We start from the raw sequence: 16901 nt of genomic DNA on the forward strand, positions 1-16901 counted from the left end.
GATGTGCGCTTGCTTACCCCACTAGAGAAACGACCTGGCGATGCGTTACAGCGATCGCGAAAACAATTTTAAAAGCGCAAAAAAAACGGCCCGAAGGCCGTTTTCTGTTTAACGCGATCGATCAACCGCCGAGGTACGCCTCGCGCACTTTCGGGTCGGTCAGCAGCGCTTCACCGGTGCCTTGCATCACCACCCGGCCGTTCTCCAGAACGTACGCACGGTCAGCGATTTTCAGCGCCTGGTTGGCGTTCTGTTCGACCAGGAACACCGTCACACCGTCCTTGCGCAGCTGTTCGATGATGTCGAAGATCTGCTGGATGATGATCGGTGCCAGGCCCAGCGACGGCTCGTCGAGCAGCAGCAGTTTCGGCTTGCTCATCAGCGCACGGCCGATGGCGAGCATTTGCTGTTCGCCGCCGGACATGGTGCCGCCGCGCTGGTTGAAGCGTTCTTTCAGGCGTGGGAAAAGTCCGAGAACCTTGTCCATCTGTTCCTGATAGTCGCCCTTGTCGGTGAAAAAACCGCCCATGGCCAGGTTTTCTTCGACGGTCAGGCGGGCAAACACCCGGCGACCTTCCGGCACTACGGCGATGCTCTTGCGCATGATCTGCGACGAGTCCTGGCCGACCAGTTCCTCACCCATGTAGCGGATGCTGCCGCTGTGGGCCTGCGGCGAACCGCAGAGCGTCATCAGCAGCGTGGACTTGCCGGCACCGTTGGCGCCGATCAGGGTCACGATCTCGCCCTGGCGGACTTCGACGTTGACGCTGTGCAGGGCCTGGATCTTGCCGTAGAAGGTGGAAACGTTTTCGAACTGCAGCATTTACGCTTCCCCCAGGTAGGCTTTGATCACTTCAGGATTGTCGCGGATCTGTTCCGGCGTGCCGTCGGCCAGGGGCGTCCCCTGGTTGATCACGACGATGTGGTCGGAAATGCTCATGACCAGTTTCATGTCGTGTTCGATCAGCAGCACGGTGACGTTGTGCTCTTCACGCAGCACGCTGATCAGCGCCTTGAGGTCTTCGGTTTCTTTCGGGTTCAGACCGGCGGCCGGTTCGTCGAGCATGAGGATCCGCGGACGGGTCATCATGCAGCGGGCAATTTCCAGGCGACGTTGCTGACCATACGCCAGAGTGCCGGCGGTACGGTTGGCGAACTCCTTGAGGTTGACCTTTTCCAGCCAGTATTCGGCGTACTCCATGGCCTCGCGCTCGCTCTTGCGAAACGCCGGGGTCTTGAACAGGCCGGACAGGAAGTTGGTATTCAGGTGACGGTGCTGGGCGATCAACAGGTTCTCGACCGCCGTCATGTCCTTGAACAACCGCACGTTCTGGAAGGTGCGCACCACGCCCTTGAGGGCGATCTTGTGCCCCGGCAGGCCCTGGATCGGCTCGCCGTCCAGCAGGATGCTGCCGCCCGACGGCTGATAGAAACCGGTCAGGCAGTTGAACACGGTGGTCTTGCCCGCGCCGTTCGGCCCGATCAGTGCCACCACTTGTTTTTCCTTGACGGTCAGGGCCACGCCATTGACCGCCAGCAGACCGCCGAAGCGCATGCTCAGGTTTTCGACTTTAAGGATCTCGCGGCTCATTTTCGCAACTCCATGTGTGGGCGTTGCATCGGCAGCAGACCTTGTGGACGCCAGATCATCATCAACACCATCAGGGCACCGAACATCAACATGCGGTACTCGCTGAACTCACGCATCATTTCCGGCAACAGGATCATCACCACGGCCGCAAGAATCACGCCCAGTTGCGAGCCCATGCCACCCAGCACCACGATGGCGAGGATGATCGCCGACTCGATGAAGGTGAACGATTCCGGCGTCACCAGCCCCTGACGGGCAGCGAAGAAGCTGCCGGCGAAACCGGCGAAGCTCGCACCCAGGGTGAACGCCGACAGCTTGATCACGGTCGGGTTGAGACCCAGTGCGCGGCAGGCGATTTCATCTTCACGCAGCGCTTCCCACGCACGGCCGATCGGCATGCGCAGCAGGCGGTTGATGATGAACAGTGCGGCCAGCGCCAGCAGCAGGGCAACCAGGTAGAGGAAAATCACCTTGTTGATCGAGTTGTATTCCAGGCCGAAATACTCGTGGAAGGTTTGCAGGCCTTCCGCGGCCTTGCGTTCGAAGGTCAGGCCGAAGAACGTCGGTTTCTCGATGTTGCTGATCCCGTTCGGACCACCGGTGATGTCGGTCAGGTTGCGCAGGAACAGACGGATGATTTCCCCGAAACCGAGGGTCACGATCGCCAGGTAGTCACCGCGCAGACGCAAGACCGGGAAGCCGAGCAGGAAGCCGAACGTTGCCGACATCAGGCCGGCGATCGGCAGGCAGATCCAGAAGCTCAGGCCGTAGTAGTGCGACAGCAGCGCATAGCTGTAGGCGCCGACGGCGTAGAAGCCGACGTAACCCAGGTCAAGCAGACCGGCCAGACCGACCACGATGTTCAGGCCCAGGCCGAGCATCACGTAGATCAGGATCAGCGTCGCGATGTCCACCGCACCACGGGAGCCGAAGAACGGCCACACCAGTGCACCGAGGATCAGTGCAATGATGATGTAGCGCTGAGTGGTCGGCAGGGTCAGGAAGTTGCTGGCCTTGGCCGGAATCAGCGGCATCCCCGGCGACGAACGCCACGCCTTGCTGATCTGCTGGTTGAACAGCACCCGCAGGAACATCAGCACCGAGCAGATGGCGATGGTCGCCAGAATGGCCGGGCTGGTGTTGTGCACTTCCAGGTTGATGCCGACGATGGTCAGTTTCAGACCCAATACCGGATAGGCCACGGCCCAGACCAGCAAGGCGCTGAACAGCGCCTGTTTAAGATTCCTAGTCATACTTTCTCAACCTCCGGACGGCCCAGAATGCCGGTCGGACGGAACAACAGCACCAGAACCAACAAGCCGAAAGCCACGACGTCCTTGTACTGGTCACCGAAGATATCGGCACCAAAGGCTTCCGCCACCCCGAGCACCAACCCGCCGAGCATGGCGCCGGGGATGCTGCCGATACCGCCCAGTACCGCGGCGGTGAAGGCCTTGAGGCCGACGAGGAAACCGGCGTTCGGGTTGATCACGCCGTACTGCATGCTCAGCAGTACCGCAGCGACAGCCGCCAGCGCGGCGCCGATGACGAAGGTCAGGGCGATGATGTTGTTGGTGTTGATGCCCAGCAGGTTGGCCATCTTGATGTCTTCGGCGCAGGCGCGGCAGGCACGACCCAGGCGAGAGCGGGAGATGAACATGGTCAGGCCGAGCATGGCGACCAGGGTCACCACGAACACCACGATTTGCATGTAGGAAATCAGCACTTCATGTGCGCCACCTGGCCCGATGGAGAAGTTTCCGGGGATCAGGTTGGGGATGGATTTGTCCTTGGAGTCTTGCGCCAGCAGAACCGTGTTCTGCAGGAAGATCGACATACCGATCGCGGAAATCAGCGGGATCAGACGGTTGCTGCCGCGCAGGGGGCGGTAGGCAATGCGTTCGATGCTGTAACCGTAGGAACTGGTGACGACGATACTGGCGATGAACGCCGCGGTCATCAACAGCGGGACATTGTCGAGTCCCATCATGGCCAGCCCGGCGATGGCGATGAACGCCACGTAGGAACCGATCATGTACACCTCGCCGTGGGCGAAGTTGATCATTCCAATGATGCCGTAAACCATCGTATAGCCGATGGCGATCAGGGCATACGTGCTGCCAATGGTCAGACCATTAACCAGCTGCTGGAAGAAGTGATAGATGTCAGGCATTACAGCGCTCCTAAAAACCTGATACGCATTTCACTGGTGGAGTCATTTTCCCGCCCGGCCCCGTGGATCTCTATCCACTTCGAATCCGGGTTTTGCCAGCGAACCGCTGATGACGGTTTTGAGATTTTCAGGTGGGGAGACTGGCGGATCACGCCAGCGCGGCCCAATACATTCGTAAAACAAAGCCCACGGCACGCCGTGGGCTTTATTGGCAGTCAGTCAGGCAGCGCCTTACTGAGGCGACACTTCGGTTTTAGGTTTGCCGAAGTGCCACTGGTAGACCACGAACTTGAAGTCCTTCAGGTCGCCCTTGGCGTCGAAGCTCAGGTCGCCGGTAGGGGTCTTGAAGGTGCCGGCGTGAATGGCAGCCGCCACTTTCGCAGGGTCTTCGGATTTGGCCGCGCTGATACCACCGGCAATCACTTCAACTGCCGAGTAGGACGGGAACACGAACGGGCCGCTCGGGTCTTCTTTCTTGGCCTTGAATGCATCAGCCAGCGCAACGTTGGCCGGATCCTGGTCGAAGGACTTCGGCAGGGTCACCAGCAGGCCTTCGGACGCGTCCTTGGCAATCTGCGAGATAGAGTCGTTACCCACGCCTTCCGGCCCCATGAACTTGGCTTTCAGGCCTTTTTCCTCGGACTGACGCAGGATCAGGCCCAGCTCCGGGTGGTAGCCGCCGTAGTAGACGAAGTCGACGTTGGCTTGCTTGAGCTTGGAGATCATCGAAGAGAAGTCCTTGTCGCCGGCGTTGACGCCTTCGAACACGGCGACTTTCACGCCTTTCTTCTCCAGGGTTGCCTTGACGGCGGTGGCGATGCCTTCGCCGTATTGCTGCTTGTCGTGCAGGACAGCAACGATTTTCGGCTTCACGTGATCGGCGATGTAGTTACCGGCGGCAGGGCCCTGGGCGCTGTCCAGACCGATGGTGCGGAAGACCATCTTGTAACCACGGTTGGTGATGTCCGGGCTGGTGGCAGCCGGGGTGATCATGATCACGCCTTCGTCTTCGTAGATGTCCGAAGCAGGCTGGGTGGAGCTGGAGCACAGGTGACCGACCACGAACTTGACGCCGTCGTTGACGACCTTGTTCGCTACCGCTACCGCTTGTTTTGGATCGCAGGCGTCATCGTATTCAACGGCTTCGAGTTTCTTGCCGTCGACGCCGCCCTTGGCGTTGATCTGCTCGATGGCCATTTTGGCGCCACTGAACTGCATGTCGCCGTACTGGGCTACTGGACCGGTTTTAGGGCCGGCGATACCGATCTTGATGGTGTCAGCTGCGAACGAATGGCTGGCCGCCCCGGCCAGTACCATAGCGGCAAACAGTTTGGAAATCTGCTTAGTAGCCTTAGTCATAGTGCTCCACTCTTACTGTTGTATTTTTTTAGAGTCCTGGCGCCGTAGCAACAGAACCGGGCTGGATATCTTCGCGATACCTTCCGGAAATGCCCCCGGCAACTGTACCGGTACAGTGTAGAGCGCCGGTTGTTGGCCTGGGAAGCTGGCGCCAAGGGGCAAAACCTGAGGGTGTCGCTTTAATGAAAGAAAAAGACAGAATTGCGGCGGGTCTTTCAGAGGGCTTATGCCTCAATCATCAGCATTCCTTGGCTTTCCTGCGCTTTTCGTTCGGTACAGCCTTTTGCTACCGGGTTTTTCTGCCGGACCACCGACGTTATCATTCGCGCCGATTTCTTTTCCGGACAGTCCCATGAATCAAGAACCTAGCACCCTCTATGCCAAGCTGCTTGGTGAAACCGCATCTATTACCTGGAAGGAGCTGGAGCGCTTCTACGCCCAGGGTGCCCTATTGTGGGTCGACGGCGACCTGGATTTGATCGCCATCGCCGAAGCCGTGGCCTCGGATCAAGGCGAGAAAGTCGCTGCCTGGCTGGCCGAAGACAAGGTCGCGAAGCTGTCTGAAACGCGGGCGCTGGATATTTTCGAACGTGATCCGCAGATGTGGGCGGTGGTGGTACGGCCGTGGATTCTGGTCCAGGAAAGGGCGTCGGTCTGAATGGTTGCACCTTGTTGGTGCGATCAAGTGCCGGAAAAAAGTGTGTAGCCGAGTAGCGTGATGGCACGTTGCCGTAGAGAAACGCCACAAGCGCAGGTGGCATAACGGTGACGTAAACGTAACGGGCACAGTTTAGTAAGCAGCCTAACGGCTGCTTAATTGTTTCGGGATGTTGGAAAAGCCTGAAATCTTCAGTGAATTTCAGGGCCCCTTCGCGAGCAAGCCCGCTCCCACAGGAAACGCATTCCAATGTGGGAGCGAGCCTGCTCGCGATGGCGGCGCCACGGTCTGATGTCAGACCGAGTAAGTCTTGCCGGTATGGTTATTGAGCGAAATAACCTTGGTCTTGCCGATCCGGTGACGATAGATCTCGCGCAGGTACTTGATCGACTTCTTCACGCAGTCTCGCGACAGACGAATGTCGTTGATCGAGACAAACTTCTCTTTGTCGTTGATCAGCTCGCGGTACTTCTTCTCGTACATCGGCTTGATCGCGTACCAGTTGGTATCGAGGATCTTCGCCGGGTTCTCGAACTCGTTGAGCAGGTCGTCGATGCGCGCTTCGTCGAATTCCTCATTGATGATGAAGTCGAGGATCGAGTTGTCGAGGGTTTCGTCGAAACGGTACGGGGTCTTCGCGAAGCAACGCTTGATGAACGCCACGATCAGGGTCAGGAAGTCGTCCGACAGGCACGGGCTCTTGGCGATCAGGGTGGTCAGCGACAGGTTGGCCGATGCACCGATCACCAGCGCGTAGCGCTTGAGCGTGGTGTTGGGGAACAGGCTGTTGAGGTGAGTCTTCAACCGGTTCAGGTCCATGTACGACAGCTTGTAGTCTTTCGGCAGCGAGACGATCGAGACCACCGACGAGCAGTTCTTGAAAAAGTGCAGGTCGTGCAGCGCGGCGGCGTCGTAGCCGGAATTCTTGTACTGCTCAAGCGACGCGCGGTAGCGCTTGGATTCGATCGGCAGCAGGCTGATGCCTTCGATGGCCTGAGTGACCTTGTTGAAGTGCGGCAGATCGATCGAGCGGAAGAACAGGTCGTCGATGTTCAGGCGCTGCGGTTCTTTGTCGAACACCTTGAACTTGTCGCTGCTCGGTGGCGGCGTTTCCGGCACTACCGATTCTGCGTAGGCAATCGCCACCGGGCCGGCCAGACTCATGAACAGGTCGTTGGCGTCCAGGCGAATGGTCTCGCCGATGTCGATGCCGGCGCGACGGAAATAGTTCTGGTCGTAGTCGGTCGTGACCGCCTGGGCCGTCAGAATGTTGAAGATCTGCTGCGAGATGTACTGGTTGGCGTGCTTCTCCATCGCATTGACATCAATGTTCTGGATGTTGCCGTCATCGCTCTCTTCGGCGTAACGCATGATGTCGTTGGAAATCAGCATCATCGCGTTCCATGGGCGGATACGGCCCATGACGCTGGCTTCGCTGCTGTCTTCGTTGGCGAAGTTGTACGAGAAATCCCATTCTTCCGACAGGTATTTGCACAGCAGGCGACCGGCGTTGATGTGCAGCGCCTCGGACATTTCGCTGCGGTGGTCGGAAATGTTCGGCAGCACGCAGATGCCGCTGGTGAAGATCGGTTCGAACACGAACGAATGACCGCTCTTGCCGTCATGCTCGTCCATCGGCTTGGTGTCGAACGTCTTGTTCATGTACGAGTGCTGCTGGGCCAGGCCGAATTCCGAGGCCATGCCCGAGCCGGTGCCGCCGCCGGCACTGAAGATCGAAAAATACAGGCGCGACTGGTTGGCCTTGATGCCGCAGCTGTCGATCAGGTACGAGTGGATCATTTTCCAGTCAGGGCTGGAGAAACGCTGGGTGTCCTTGTTCAGGATGATCTTCGCCAGGTACTGGCCGAGGATCGGCGCGTTACCGGCGCCACCGGCGTGGACTTCGGACAAGTCCATGATTTTCATTTTGCTGTAGTCGCGCAGGAAGCCGCTTTTTTCGCCCTTGCGCGAGAAGCGGATGCGCCCGGCGATGTCCTTGTCGAGGTCGCCGAGCATCACCAGCGGCTCGACCAGGAACACTGGCTTGGTCGACTTGTTCGGGCCGATCCGCAGGTTCTGCTTGATCCACTGGGCCGGGCTGTAGCCTTTGTCGGAGGCCAGACGACGGTCGGCCGCGCGGTCTTCATTGTTGAATTCGTTGAGGTAGAACTTGCGCGCGTTGTACACCAGCTCCGCCACGTCGAGGGCGATGTTGGAACCGCAGCGACCGAGGCCGATCAGGCACACCGACGGGAATTCCTGGTCGTTGTGCTGCTCGTTGTCACCTTCCAGGTGCGGCGGACGCGGGAACACCAGATCACGCAGGCCGTCGAGGTTGTCGAGGATGCGGTCAGTGTTGGTTTCGGTGAAGTACAGGTATTGCTGGGTGCCCAGTGGGCGCGAGGGTGGCAATGGCTTCATCGGGGTGGGGCTGTTCGCTGCAGGACTCAGGGTCAGATCGGATACCGCAGTGGCCGGATTATTTTTAGAGGTCATTGTGCGCCATGTACCTGGACTGGTTGGTTCGGCGACCGCTGTCGTCGAGCCTCACGGAATGGGATCTCGCGTCTTTTTGCTGCGCGTATTTGGCCCGTGCGTCAGGGTCTTTGCCTGTGTGTCGCACGGGGGAATCCTTTCCTGATTGATGATGGATCGGCCATTATTCGGCGATCTTTAATCAAAAGGAGGCTAAATGATGTCAACGCGACCTTCGTTGGGGTTTGCCGGAATCGGGCTGATGGGCCTGCCGATGTGCCGGCGTCTGCTGGCCGCCGGTTATCCGCTGACCGTGTGGAACCGCAACCCGGCCAAGTGCGCGCCGCTGGTCGAGGCGGGTGCCCGGCAAGTCGCAACCCCGGCCGAACTGTGCGGGCACGCCGACGTGGTGATGCTCTGTCTGGCGGACACGGCGGTGGTGCGCGAGGTGGTGTTCGGCCCGACCGGCGTGGCTGAAGGGGCGAAACCCGGTCAGTTGCTGGTGGATTTTTCCAGCCTCGAACCCACTGCCACCCGTGAGATGGCAGCCGAGCTGGCCGGCAAGACAGGCATGGCCTGGCTCGATTCGCCGGTGTCTGGCGGGGTGGTCGGGGCCGAGGCCGGCAGTCTGGCGATCATGGTCGGCGGAGATGAAACGGATCTTGATCGCGTACGCCCGGTTTTGCTCGCCCTCGGGCAACGCGTCACACACATGGGCGGTGTCGGCGCCGGTCAGGTGACCAAGGCCTGCAATCAGATGATCGTCGCCTGCAATGCTTTGGTGATCGCCGAAGTGGTGGCGCTGGCCGAACAGGCCGGGGTCGATGCCAGTCTGATCGCCGAAGCGCTGGCCGGTGGCTTTGCCGATTCCAAACCGTTGCAGATCCTCGCCCCGCAAATGGCCGAAAGCCGTTTCGAGCCGGTGAAGTGGCACGTGCGCACGCTGCTGAAAGATCTGGATACCGCAGTGAAGTTTTCCCGGGAAACCGGTTCGGCCACGCCGATCAGCGGATTGGCCGCACAACTGATGCGCCTGCATGGGGCGCAGGGCTTTTTGGAGAAAGATCCATCGACGCTGGTGCAAATGTTCCGCGGGCCAGAGACAACGGATTGACCGCGTGGGGGTGTTTGCGCTGATTGATTTCTTCGAGGACCGGGCGCAGTTCTTCCAGCGGCACCGGGCGGCTGAGCAGGTAACCCTGAATGAAGTCACACCCGGAGCGCTCGAGGAATTCGTATTGCTCCAGGCTTTCCACGCCTTCGGTGACCACTTGCAAGTGCAGGGTGTGAGCCATGACGATGATCGCCTGGACGATCTCCATGTCGGCGGTGGCCTTGGGTATGTCGAGGATGAACGAACGGTCGACTTTCAAGGTGTTGAGCGGCAGACGCTTGAGGTAGGCGAGCGACGAATAGCCGGTACCAAAATCATCGATCGACAGCGATACCCCGAGGGCGCGGATCTGCCGCAACAGCACCAGCGTATTGGCGATGTTGCCCATCAGGGCGTTCTCGGTCACTTCCAGCTCCAGCCGTTCGGGGGCGACCCCGGCGCTGCGCAAGGCCCGTTCGATTTCGTTGGCCAGTTCTTCCCGGGCCAGGTTCAGCGGTGAGCAGTTCCAGGCGATTTTCAGTTCGTCGCAGCCATGGCGCGACAGTTCGCCAAGGTCTTCACAGGCCTTGCGCAGCACCCAGTTGTCCAGCTCGGCGATCAGGCCATTGTTTTCCGCAATGGCGATAAAACGGTCCGGAGTCAGCAGGCCGTGCACCGGGTGTTGCCAGCGTATCAGCGCTTCGAGCTTGGTGACCTTGCCGGTCTTCAATTCGAAGATCGGCTGGTAATACAGTATCAGCCCGTTCTCTTCGCGCAGGGCATGGCGCAATTCTTCTTCCAGTTGCAGTTCCTGGCTGGCGCGGTTTTTCAGGTTGCAGTCGAAGAAGTGCACGCCGTTGCGCCCGGCCCCCTTGGATTGGTACAGCGCCAGGTCCGCGTGCTTGAGCAGTTCCTCGCAAGTGGTGCCGTCCTCGGGAAACAGGCTGATGCCGATGCTGGTGGTCATCACCATGCGGCGTCCGGCCAGTTCGATCGGCTCTTTCATCTTGAGCATGATGCGCTGGGCCAGGTTGCGAGCCTCCTCGCGGTCCCGCAGGCCGATGAGGATGCAGAACTCATCGCCGCCGAAACGCGCGACCACGTCTTCGTGGCCGCGCACCGAGCCCTTGATGTGCTGGGCGATGACTTTGAGCAACTGGTCGCCGGCGTCATGACCGAGGCTGTCATTGATGCGCTTGAAGTGGTCGATGTCGAGAAACATCACCGCGAGCATGCCGCCCTCGGTGGATTTCTGGCTGAGTTTTTCGGCAAAGATCTGGTTGAAACCGCGACGGTTGATCAGGTTGGTCAGGGCATCGTAATTGGCCGCCTGCTGCAGCGACACGCGCGCCTGATCGAGCTGGCTGAGCAGCATGTTGACCCGGCGCAGGTCATCCTCCTTGTTCTGCAGTTTCTTGTCGGCCAGGGCGGCGCTGATGGCGCTGCCGAGGATCAGCAGGGTGATGAAGGCAACGGTGAGCCCCAGTTGCAGATGGTTGGTCTCGGCCTTGAGGGTAGGGATGTTTCCCTCCGGCAACATCAGGTTCAGCGCTGCCATGGCCGTGAAATGCATGCTGATGATGCCGGCGCCGAGAATCAGGGCGGCCACGTACTTGAGCATCTGGATGTGCAGACCGCTGCCTTCGCGCAAATACCCGGCCACCCACAGCGCGGCGAAACTGGCCGCGATGGCGATCACGATCGACAGGATGAACAGGATGGGATCGTAGTAGGCGCTGGCCGCCGACTGCATGGCGGCCATGCCGACGTAATGCATGCCGGCGATGCCCAGGCCGATGACAATGGCGGTCTTGAGGTATTGCAGCAGGCTGGGCTGTGGCTCGCTCAGGGTGTGCATTGCCAGCCAGGACGCCAGCAAGGCGATCAGCAGGGAGAACAGGGTGATGGCGAGGTCGTACTGGATGTCGATCGGAGTCTGGAACGCCAGCATGCTGATGAAATGCATGGCCCAGATGCCGCCGGCCAGGCAGGTGGCGCCGATCCAGCGCCAGAGCCTGCGCGATCCGAGGTCTTCGGCATGGCCGACGCGTTCCGCCATGTCGAGGGTGGCAAAACTCGCGGCGCACGCCACCAGATAGGCGATCAGCACCAGCAAGGGATTGTGTGTGCAATTGAGAATGATCTGCCCGCTGTGCGGCAGCTCGGCAACAAACTGCAAACCAAGCCACTCCATAGCATGCCCCGTCTCTGAGTGCTTCCTTACTGCGTCATGAACGCAGGCGAATGAATGCAGTATAGAGGCCGATTTCGGGGCGCAAGCCGTAGTGGCATATTGGTTCTAATGATTTTGGCATGAGCGCCATAGCGATTGGCGCTAAGGCTCAGGCGACCTCGTTCCAGTGCGGTTGCAACGGCGGCAAGCCGAAGCGGGCACGGGCCTTGTCGCAATCGGTGTTCTGCTCGCCGTTTTCCCACGACGCCTCGAACTCGCGGCAGGGGCTTGAGCGCTTGTCGTAGATCGTGCAACTCACTGCCTTTCCGACTTCGCCCTCCAGCGCGGTGCAGCGCGGCGCCTTGCGGTCGGTACCGATCATGGCGACCCGGCTGGGTGTGATCTGGGTGACCAGCTTATCGGGCACGGTCCCGCCGGAGGATGCGCATTCACCCCAGAAAAATGACACACGAAAATGGGAACAGCAGGCACCGCAATTCAGACACGGACTGACATCGGACATGGGAGGGGCATCAAAGGGATTGATCGGCAGGATCCGGACGGATCCGGCGGCCATTCTAGGCTTTGCCACGGCGTTGGGAAGGGGGGCGCGAAAGTATTTTTTCATTGCCGGATTTTTCCGCAAAACCCCCGGTTTTCGGGGGATTCGAGCCTTTTCAAGGGCTTACGTTTCGTTACAGTGCCATGGTTCCCTATCAGGCTGGCGAATGATCACAGACAGCCCCGACGAGCGTGACTAGATTGCAGGTTCCGGGCTCGAATGCGTCGGCAGTGAAGCCCCATAACAATAAAAGAGACGGACCCATGCAGAACTCGACCCAAGCGGCGAATGCCTGGCGCATTCTGTTCCTGTTGTTCCTCGCCAACCTGTTCAACTTCTTCGATCGCACCATCCCCGCGATCATCATCGAGCCGATCCGCATGGAATGGCACCTCAGCGACTTTCAGCTGGGGATCGTCGGCACCGCATTCACCATCGTTTATGCCATTGCCGGTCTGCCCTTGGGGCGCATGGCCGACACTGGCTCGCGCAGCAAATTGATGGGCTGGGGGTTGGCCACCTGGAGCGCGCTGACGGCGGTCAACGGCCTGGTGGGCAGCTTCTGGAGTTTTCTGCTGGTGCGCATGGGCATCGGCATCGGCGAGGCCAGTTACGCACCGGCGGCCAACTCGCTGATCGGTGACCTGTTCCCGGCCCACCGTCGGGCGCGGGCCATGGGCATCTTCATGCTGGGCCTGCCGTTGGGGCTGCTGTTGGCGTTTTTCACCATCGGCGCGATGGTCAAGGCCTTCGACAGCTGGCGCGCGCCGTTCTTCATTGCCGCGGTGCCGGGGCTGCTGCTGGCGGTGTTCATGTTTTTTATCAAGGAACCCAAGCGCGGCGCGGCAGAAACCGTGCAGGTGTCGCAAGAGAAGGTCGACAAGCCGATTCGCCGGGTGCTGGCGGTGCCGACGTTTCTGTGGCTGGTGATGGCCGGGTTGTGCTTCAACTTTGCGACGTATGCCTGCAACTCGTTTCTGGTGCCGATGCTGCAGCGCTATTTCCTGATGCCGTTGCAGGAGGCGGCGGTGGCCACCGGGCTGATCGTCGGTGTGACCGGTCTGATCGGCCTGACCCTCGGCGGCTGGATCGCCGACAAGATCCACCAGCGCGTGGCCAGCGGCCGGTTGCTGTTTGCAGCGTTCAGCCTGATTGTCTCCACCGTGTGCACGGCCTGGGCGCTGCATGCGGGACGGATCGAGATCGGTGTGTTTGTCGCGCTGTTCAGTGTCGGCTGGCTGTTTGCCTACAACTTCTACACCTGTGTCTACACGGCGATTCAGGACGTGGTCGAACCACGACTGCGGGCCACGGCGATGGCGCTGTTCTTTGCCGGGTTGTATTTGCTGGGCGGAGGTTTGGGGCCAGTGGTGGTGGGCGGTTTGTCGGATCACTTTGCCAAGTCGGCCATGATTTCGGCGGGTGCCGAACAGATGACCGAGGCATTCAAGGCTGTCGGCCTGCATGATGCGATGTACCTGATCCCGGTGGCGCTGTTCTTTACGATGGTGTTTCTGTTTCTGGCGTCGCGGTGTTTTGTGCGGGATGCGAAGCGGATGAAGGAGGGATTGGTCGCGGTGGATGAGCCAGAGGGCTCAGCGGTGACTGCATGACCGCCTTCGCGAGCAAGCCCGCTCCCACATTCGACCGCATTTCCTCCTGAAGGAAACCGGCCAACTGTGGGAGCGGGCTTGCTCGCGAAGAGGCAATCAACAGCGCAGCATAAATAGCAGACAAACAAAAAGGCCCGCATCGCAGCGGGCCTTTTCATGGGTGGCGATGGAGCAGGGCGGTTTAACCCGCCACCAGCACCCGGATCGCTTCCAGTCGCAACGCCGCCTTGTCGAGCATGGCCAGGCCTTGCTCGCGCTGTTTGCGCAGGGCAACCAGTTCGCTGTCGCGCACGGTCGGGTTGACCGCTTGCAGGGCGGTCAGGCGCGCCAGCTCTTCGTCGGTGTCCGCTGCCAGACGGCGGCGGGCCTCGGCCACGCGCTCGGCGTGACGCGGAGTGACCTTGTCTTCACCAGCGTTGATCCGCGGCGTCAGTTGATCGCGCTGGGCCTGAATGAACTTGTTGGCGCTGGCGCGCGGTACGCTCTCCAGTTGATCGTTCAGGGTCTCGAAGGCCACGCGCGACGACAGGTCGTTGCCGTTGGCATCGAGCAGGCAGCGCAGGGCGGCCGGCGGCAGGTAACGGCCCAGTTGCAGCGAACGCGGAGCCACCACTTCGCTGACGTACAGCAGTTCCAGCAAGACGGTGCCCGGCTTCAACGCCTTGTTCTTGATCAGCGCGACAGCGGTGTTGCCCATCGAACCGGACAGCACCAGATCCATGCCACCCTGCACCATCGGGTGTTCCCAGGTGATGAACTGCATGTCTTCGCGCGACAGCGCCTGGTTGCGGTCGTAGGTGATGGTCACGCCTTCGTCGTCGCCCAGCGGGAAACTGGCGTCGAGCATCTTCTCGCTCGGCTTGAGGATCAGGGCGTTTTCCGAATGGTCTTCGCTGTCGATGCCGAACGCGTCGAACAGGGTTTCCATGTAGATCGGCAGGGCGAACTGGTCGTCCTGTTCCAGAATCGCCTCGACCAGTGCTTCACCTTCGCCGGCGCCACCGGAGTTCAGCTCCAGCAGGCGGTCGCGACCGGTGTGCAGCTCGGCTTCCAGACGCTCGCGCTCGGTGCGCGCTTCGTCGATCAGCGCTTGCCACTCGCCGTCGTCGGCTTCTTCGAGCAGCGGCAGCAGGCGCGGGCCGAACTGATGCTGCAAGGCGTTGCCGGTCGGGCAGGTGTTGAGGAACGCGTTCAGCGCTTCGTGATACCACTGGAACAGACGCTCTTGCGGGCTGGTTTCCAGGTACGGGACGTGCAGTTCGATGATGTGCTTCTGGCCGATCCGGTCCAGACGACCGATGCGCTGTTCCAGCAGGTCCGGATGGGACGGCAGATCGAACAACACCAGGTGATGAGCGAACTGGAAGTTGCGACCTTCACTGCCGATTTCCGAGCAGATCAGCACCTGCGCGCCGAACTCTTCATCGGCGAAGTAGGCGGCAGCGCGGTCACGCTCGAGGATGTTCATGCCTTCATGGAACACCGTGGCCGGGATGCCGGAGCGCACGCGCAGCGCGTCTTCCAGGTCCATCGCGGTTTCGGCGTGGGCGCAGATCACCAGCACTTTGGTGCGCTTGAGCATTTTCAGCTGGTCGATCAGCCACTCGACACGCGGGTCGAATTTCCACCAGCGTTCTTCTTCGCTGGCGTCCGGCTGGGACTGGAAGCTGACTTCCGGGTACAGCTCGGCGTGATCGCCCAGTGGCAGTTCGAGGTATTCGTCCGGGCACGGCAACGGGTACGGGTGCAGCTTGCGCTCCGGGAAACCCTGCACGGCGGCGCGGGTGTTGCGAAACAGCACGCGGCCTGTGCCGTGACGGTCGAGCAGTTCACGCACGAGGCGGGCGCTGGCTTCGCTGTCGCCATCGTTGACGGCGGTGAGCAGGGCTTCGCCTTCGTTGCCGAGGAAACCGTGGATGGTCTTGTGCGCTTCGGCCGAGAGACGGCCCTTGTCCAGCAGCTCCTGAACGGCTTCGGCCACCGGGCGATAGTTTTCGCTTTCGGCGCGGAAGGCGGCCAGGTCATGGAAGCGGTTGGGGTCGAGCAGGCGCAGACGGGCGAAGTGGCTGTCCTGGCCCAGTTGTTCCGGGGTAGCGGTGAGCAGCAGCACGCCCGGGATGGTTTCAGCCAGTTGTTCGACCAGCGAGTATTCCGGGCTGACCTTGTCTTCGTGCCACACCAGGTGGTGCGCTTCGTCGACCACCATCATGTCCCAGCCGGCGGCGAACAGCGCGTCCTGGGCCTTTTCGTCTTCAACCAGCCATTCCAGCGCCACCAGGGCCAGCTGGGTGTCTTCGAACGGGTTGGAGGCATCGCTTTCGATGAAGCGTTCTTCGTCGAACAGCGCGACCTGCAGGTTGAAACGGCGGCGCATTTCCACCAGCCATTGGTGCTGGAGGTTTTCCGGCACCAGGATCAGCACGCGATTGGCACGGCCGGAAAGCAATTGGCGATGGATTACCAGACCGGCTTCGATGGTCTTGCCCAGACCCACTTCGTCCGCCAGCAATACGCGCGGTGCGATACGGTCGGCGACTTCACGGGCAATGTGCAACTGGTGGGCGATGGGTTGTGCGCGCACGCCGCCCAGGCCCCAGAGCGCGGATTGCAACTGGCGGCTGGTGTGTTCCAGGGTGTGGTAGCGCAGGGAGAACCACGCCAGCGGGTCGATCTGGCCGGCGAACAGACGGTCGCTGGCCAGGCGGAACTGGATGAAGTTCGACAGCTGGGTTTCCGGCAGGGTGACAGCTTCGTTCTCGGCATTCAGACCGTGATAGACGAGCAGGCCATCGGCATCCTCGACTTCGCGCACGGTCATCTTCCAGCCTTCGAAGTGGGTGATGGAGTCGCCCGGCGAAAATCGCACGCGGGTCAGGGGCGCATTCCTTAGCGCGTACTGGCGGGTTTCGCCAGTGGCCGGGTAAAGCACGGTCAACAAGCGGCCGTCCTGTGCCAGAACGGTGCCTAAACCAAGCTCTGCTTCGCTGTCACTGATCCAGCGTTGCCCCGGTTGATACTGCTGCGCCATGCTGCCTGACTCCCACCTTGAAAAAGCGGGCTATCTTAACGGAATGAGGCCCTGAGGCCAAAGGATTAGGCGTCGCGTGCGGCTATTAAATGCCGACGGCCAACGGAAGGAAGATTAGGTCATGTGTCGGTTTCACGAGCGCTGGCGGCACGAATGAGTGCCAACCCGGTCACAAG

At 60.5% G+C, this 16901-nt stretch carries 12 protein-coding genes; 3 read left to right on the forward strand and 9 right to left on the reverse strand.

Going from position 1 to position 16901, the window contains the following annotated elements; all coding sequences use genetic code 11:
- Positions 1-121 precede the first annotated feature (121 nt).
- The 5 genes from ACSPX5_RS01265 to ACSPX5_RS01285 form a co-directional block, all read right to left on the reverse strand.
- Entirely contained in the window at positions 122-823 is a 702-nt protein-coding gene (locus tag ACSPX5_RS01265) for an ABC transporter ATP-binding protein (RefSeq protein WP_085683273.1), read from the reverse strand.
- Positions 824-1591, reverse strand: a complete 768-nt coding sequence (gene livG / locus ACSPX5_RS01270) for a high-affinity branched-chain amino acid ABC transporter ATP-binding protein LivG (protein WP_007969480.1) — start codon at positions 1589-1591, stop codon at positions 824-826.
- A complete protein-coding gene (locus tag ACSPX5_RS01275; RefSeq protein WP_169429163.1) occupies positions 1588-2844 on the reverse strand; it encodes a high-affinity branched-chain amino acid ABC transporter permease LivM in 1257 nt (418 codons plus the stop codon). The genes livG and ACSPX5_RS01275 overlap by 4 nt, the downstream gene beginning before the upstream one ends.
- A complete protein-coding gene (gene livH / locus ACSPX5_RS01280) occupies positions 2841-3764 on the reverse strand; it encodes a high-affinity branched-chain amino acid ABC transporter permease LivH (RefSeq protein WP_169429164.1) in 924 nt (307 codons plus the stop codon). The genes ACSPX5_RS01275 and livH overlap by 4 nt, the downstream gene beginning before the upstream one ends.
- Before the next feature lie 231 nt (positions 3765-3995).
- Entirely contained in the window at positions 3996-5123 is a 1128-nt protein-coding gene (locus ACSPX5_RS01285; protein WP_169429165.1) for a branched-chain amino acid ABC transporter substrate-binding protein, read from the reverse strand.
- A 352-nt stretch (positions 5124-5475) separates the two neighbouring features.
- Here ACSPX5_RS01285 and ACSPX5_RS01290 point away from each other — a divergent pair, with 352 nt between their 5' ends.
- Positions 5476-5781, forward strand: coding sequence for a DUF2288 domain-containing protein (locus ACSPX5_RS01290; RefSeq protein ID WP_439820802.1), 306 nt, complete (start codon positions 5476-5478; stop codon positions 5779-5781).
- Positions 5782-6075: 294 nt separating this feature from the next.
- Here the strand turns inward: ACSPX5_RS01290 and ACSPX5_RS01295 are convergent, their stop codons facing one another.
- Positions 6076-8277 carry a hypothetical protein gene (locus ACSPX5_RS01295; RefSeq protein ID WP_169429167.1) on the reverse strand — a complete coding sequence of 734 codons (2202 nt, stop codon included), beginning with the start codon at positions 8275-8277 and terminating at the stop codon, positions 6076-6078.
- A gap of 196 nt (positions 8278-8473) precedes the next feature.
- Between ACSPX5_RS01295 and ACSPX5_RS01300 the strand changes: the two genes are divergently transcribed.
- Complete coding sequence (locus ACSPX5_RS01300; protein WP_439820803.1) at positions 8474-9370, forward strand: NAD(P)-dependent oxidoreductase; 897 nt, start codon at positions 8474-8476, stop codon at positions 9368-9370.
- On the opposite strand, the gene ACSPX5_RS01305 is transcribed toward ACSPX5_RS01300, so the two are convergent.
- Together ACSPX5_RS01305 and ACSPX5_RS01310 are read right to left on the reverse strand one after the other, a co-directional pair.
- Positions 9261-11543: a putative bifunctional diguanylate cyclase/phosphodiesterase gene (locus ACSPX5_RS01305; RefSeq protein ID WP_207866655.1), complete on the reverse strand. Its 2283-nt coding sequence runs from the start codon at positions 11541-11543 to the stop codon at positions 9261-9263. The two genes, ACSPX5_RS01300 and ACSPX5_RS01305, sit on opposite strands and share 110 nt — an antisense overlap.
- 148 nt (positions 11544-11691) lie before the next feature.
- Positions 11692-12045, reverse strand: coding sequence for a YkgJ family cysteine cluster protein (locus ACSPX5_RS01310; RefSeq protein WP_439822059.1), 354 nt, complete (start codon positions 12043-12045; stop codon positions 11692-11694).
- 302 nt (positions 12046-12347) lie between these two features.
- Here ACSPX5_RS01310 and ACSPX5_RS01315 point away from each other — a divergent pair, with 302 nt between their 5' ends.
- Positions 12348-13697 carry a spinster family MFS transporter gene (locus ACSPX5_RS01315; protein ID WP_439820804.1) on the forward strand — a complete coding sequence of 450 codons (1350 nt, stop codon included), beginning with the start codon at positions 12348-12350 and terminating at the stop codon, positions 13695-13697.
- A gap of 181 nt (positions 13698-13878) precedes the next feature.
- On the opposite strand, the gene rapA is transcribed toward ACSPX5_RS01315, so the two are convergent.
- The gene (rapA, locus tag ACSPX5_RS01320) at positions 13879-16725 is read right to left on the reverse strand and encodes an RNA polymerase-associated protein RapA (protein ID WP_439820805.1); all 2847 of its coding nucleotides are present in this window, start codon (positions 16723-16725) and stop codon (positions 13879-13881) included.
- Positions 16726-16901: the final 176 nt, after the last annotated feature.

Source organism: Pseudomonas sp. HLG18, assembly GCF_051903985.1.
Lineage (GTDB): Bacteria > Pseudomonadota > Gammaproteobacteria > Pseudomonadales > Pseudomonadaceae > Aquipseudomonas > Aquipseudomonas fluorescens_BT.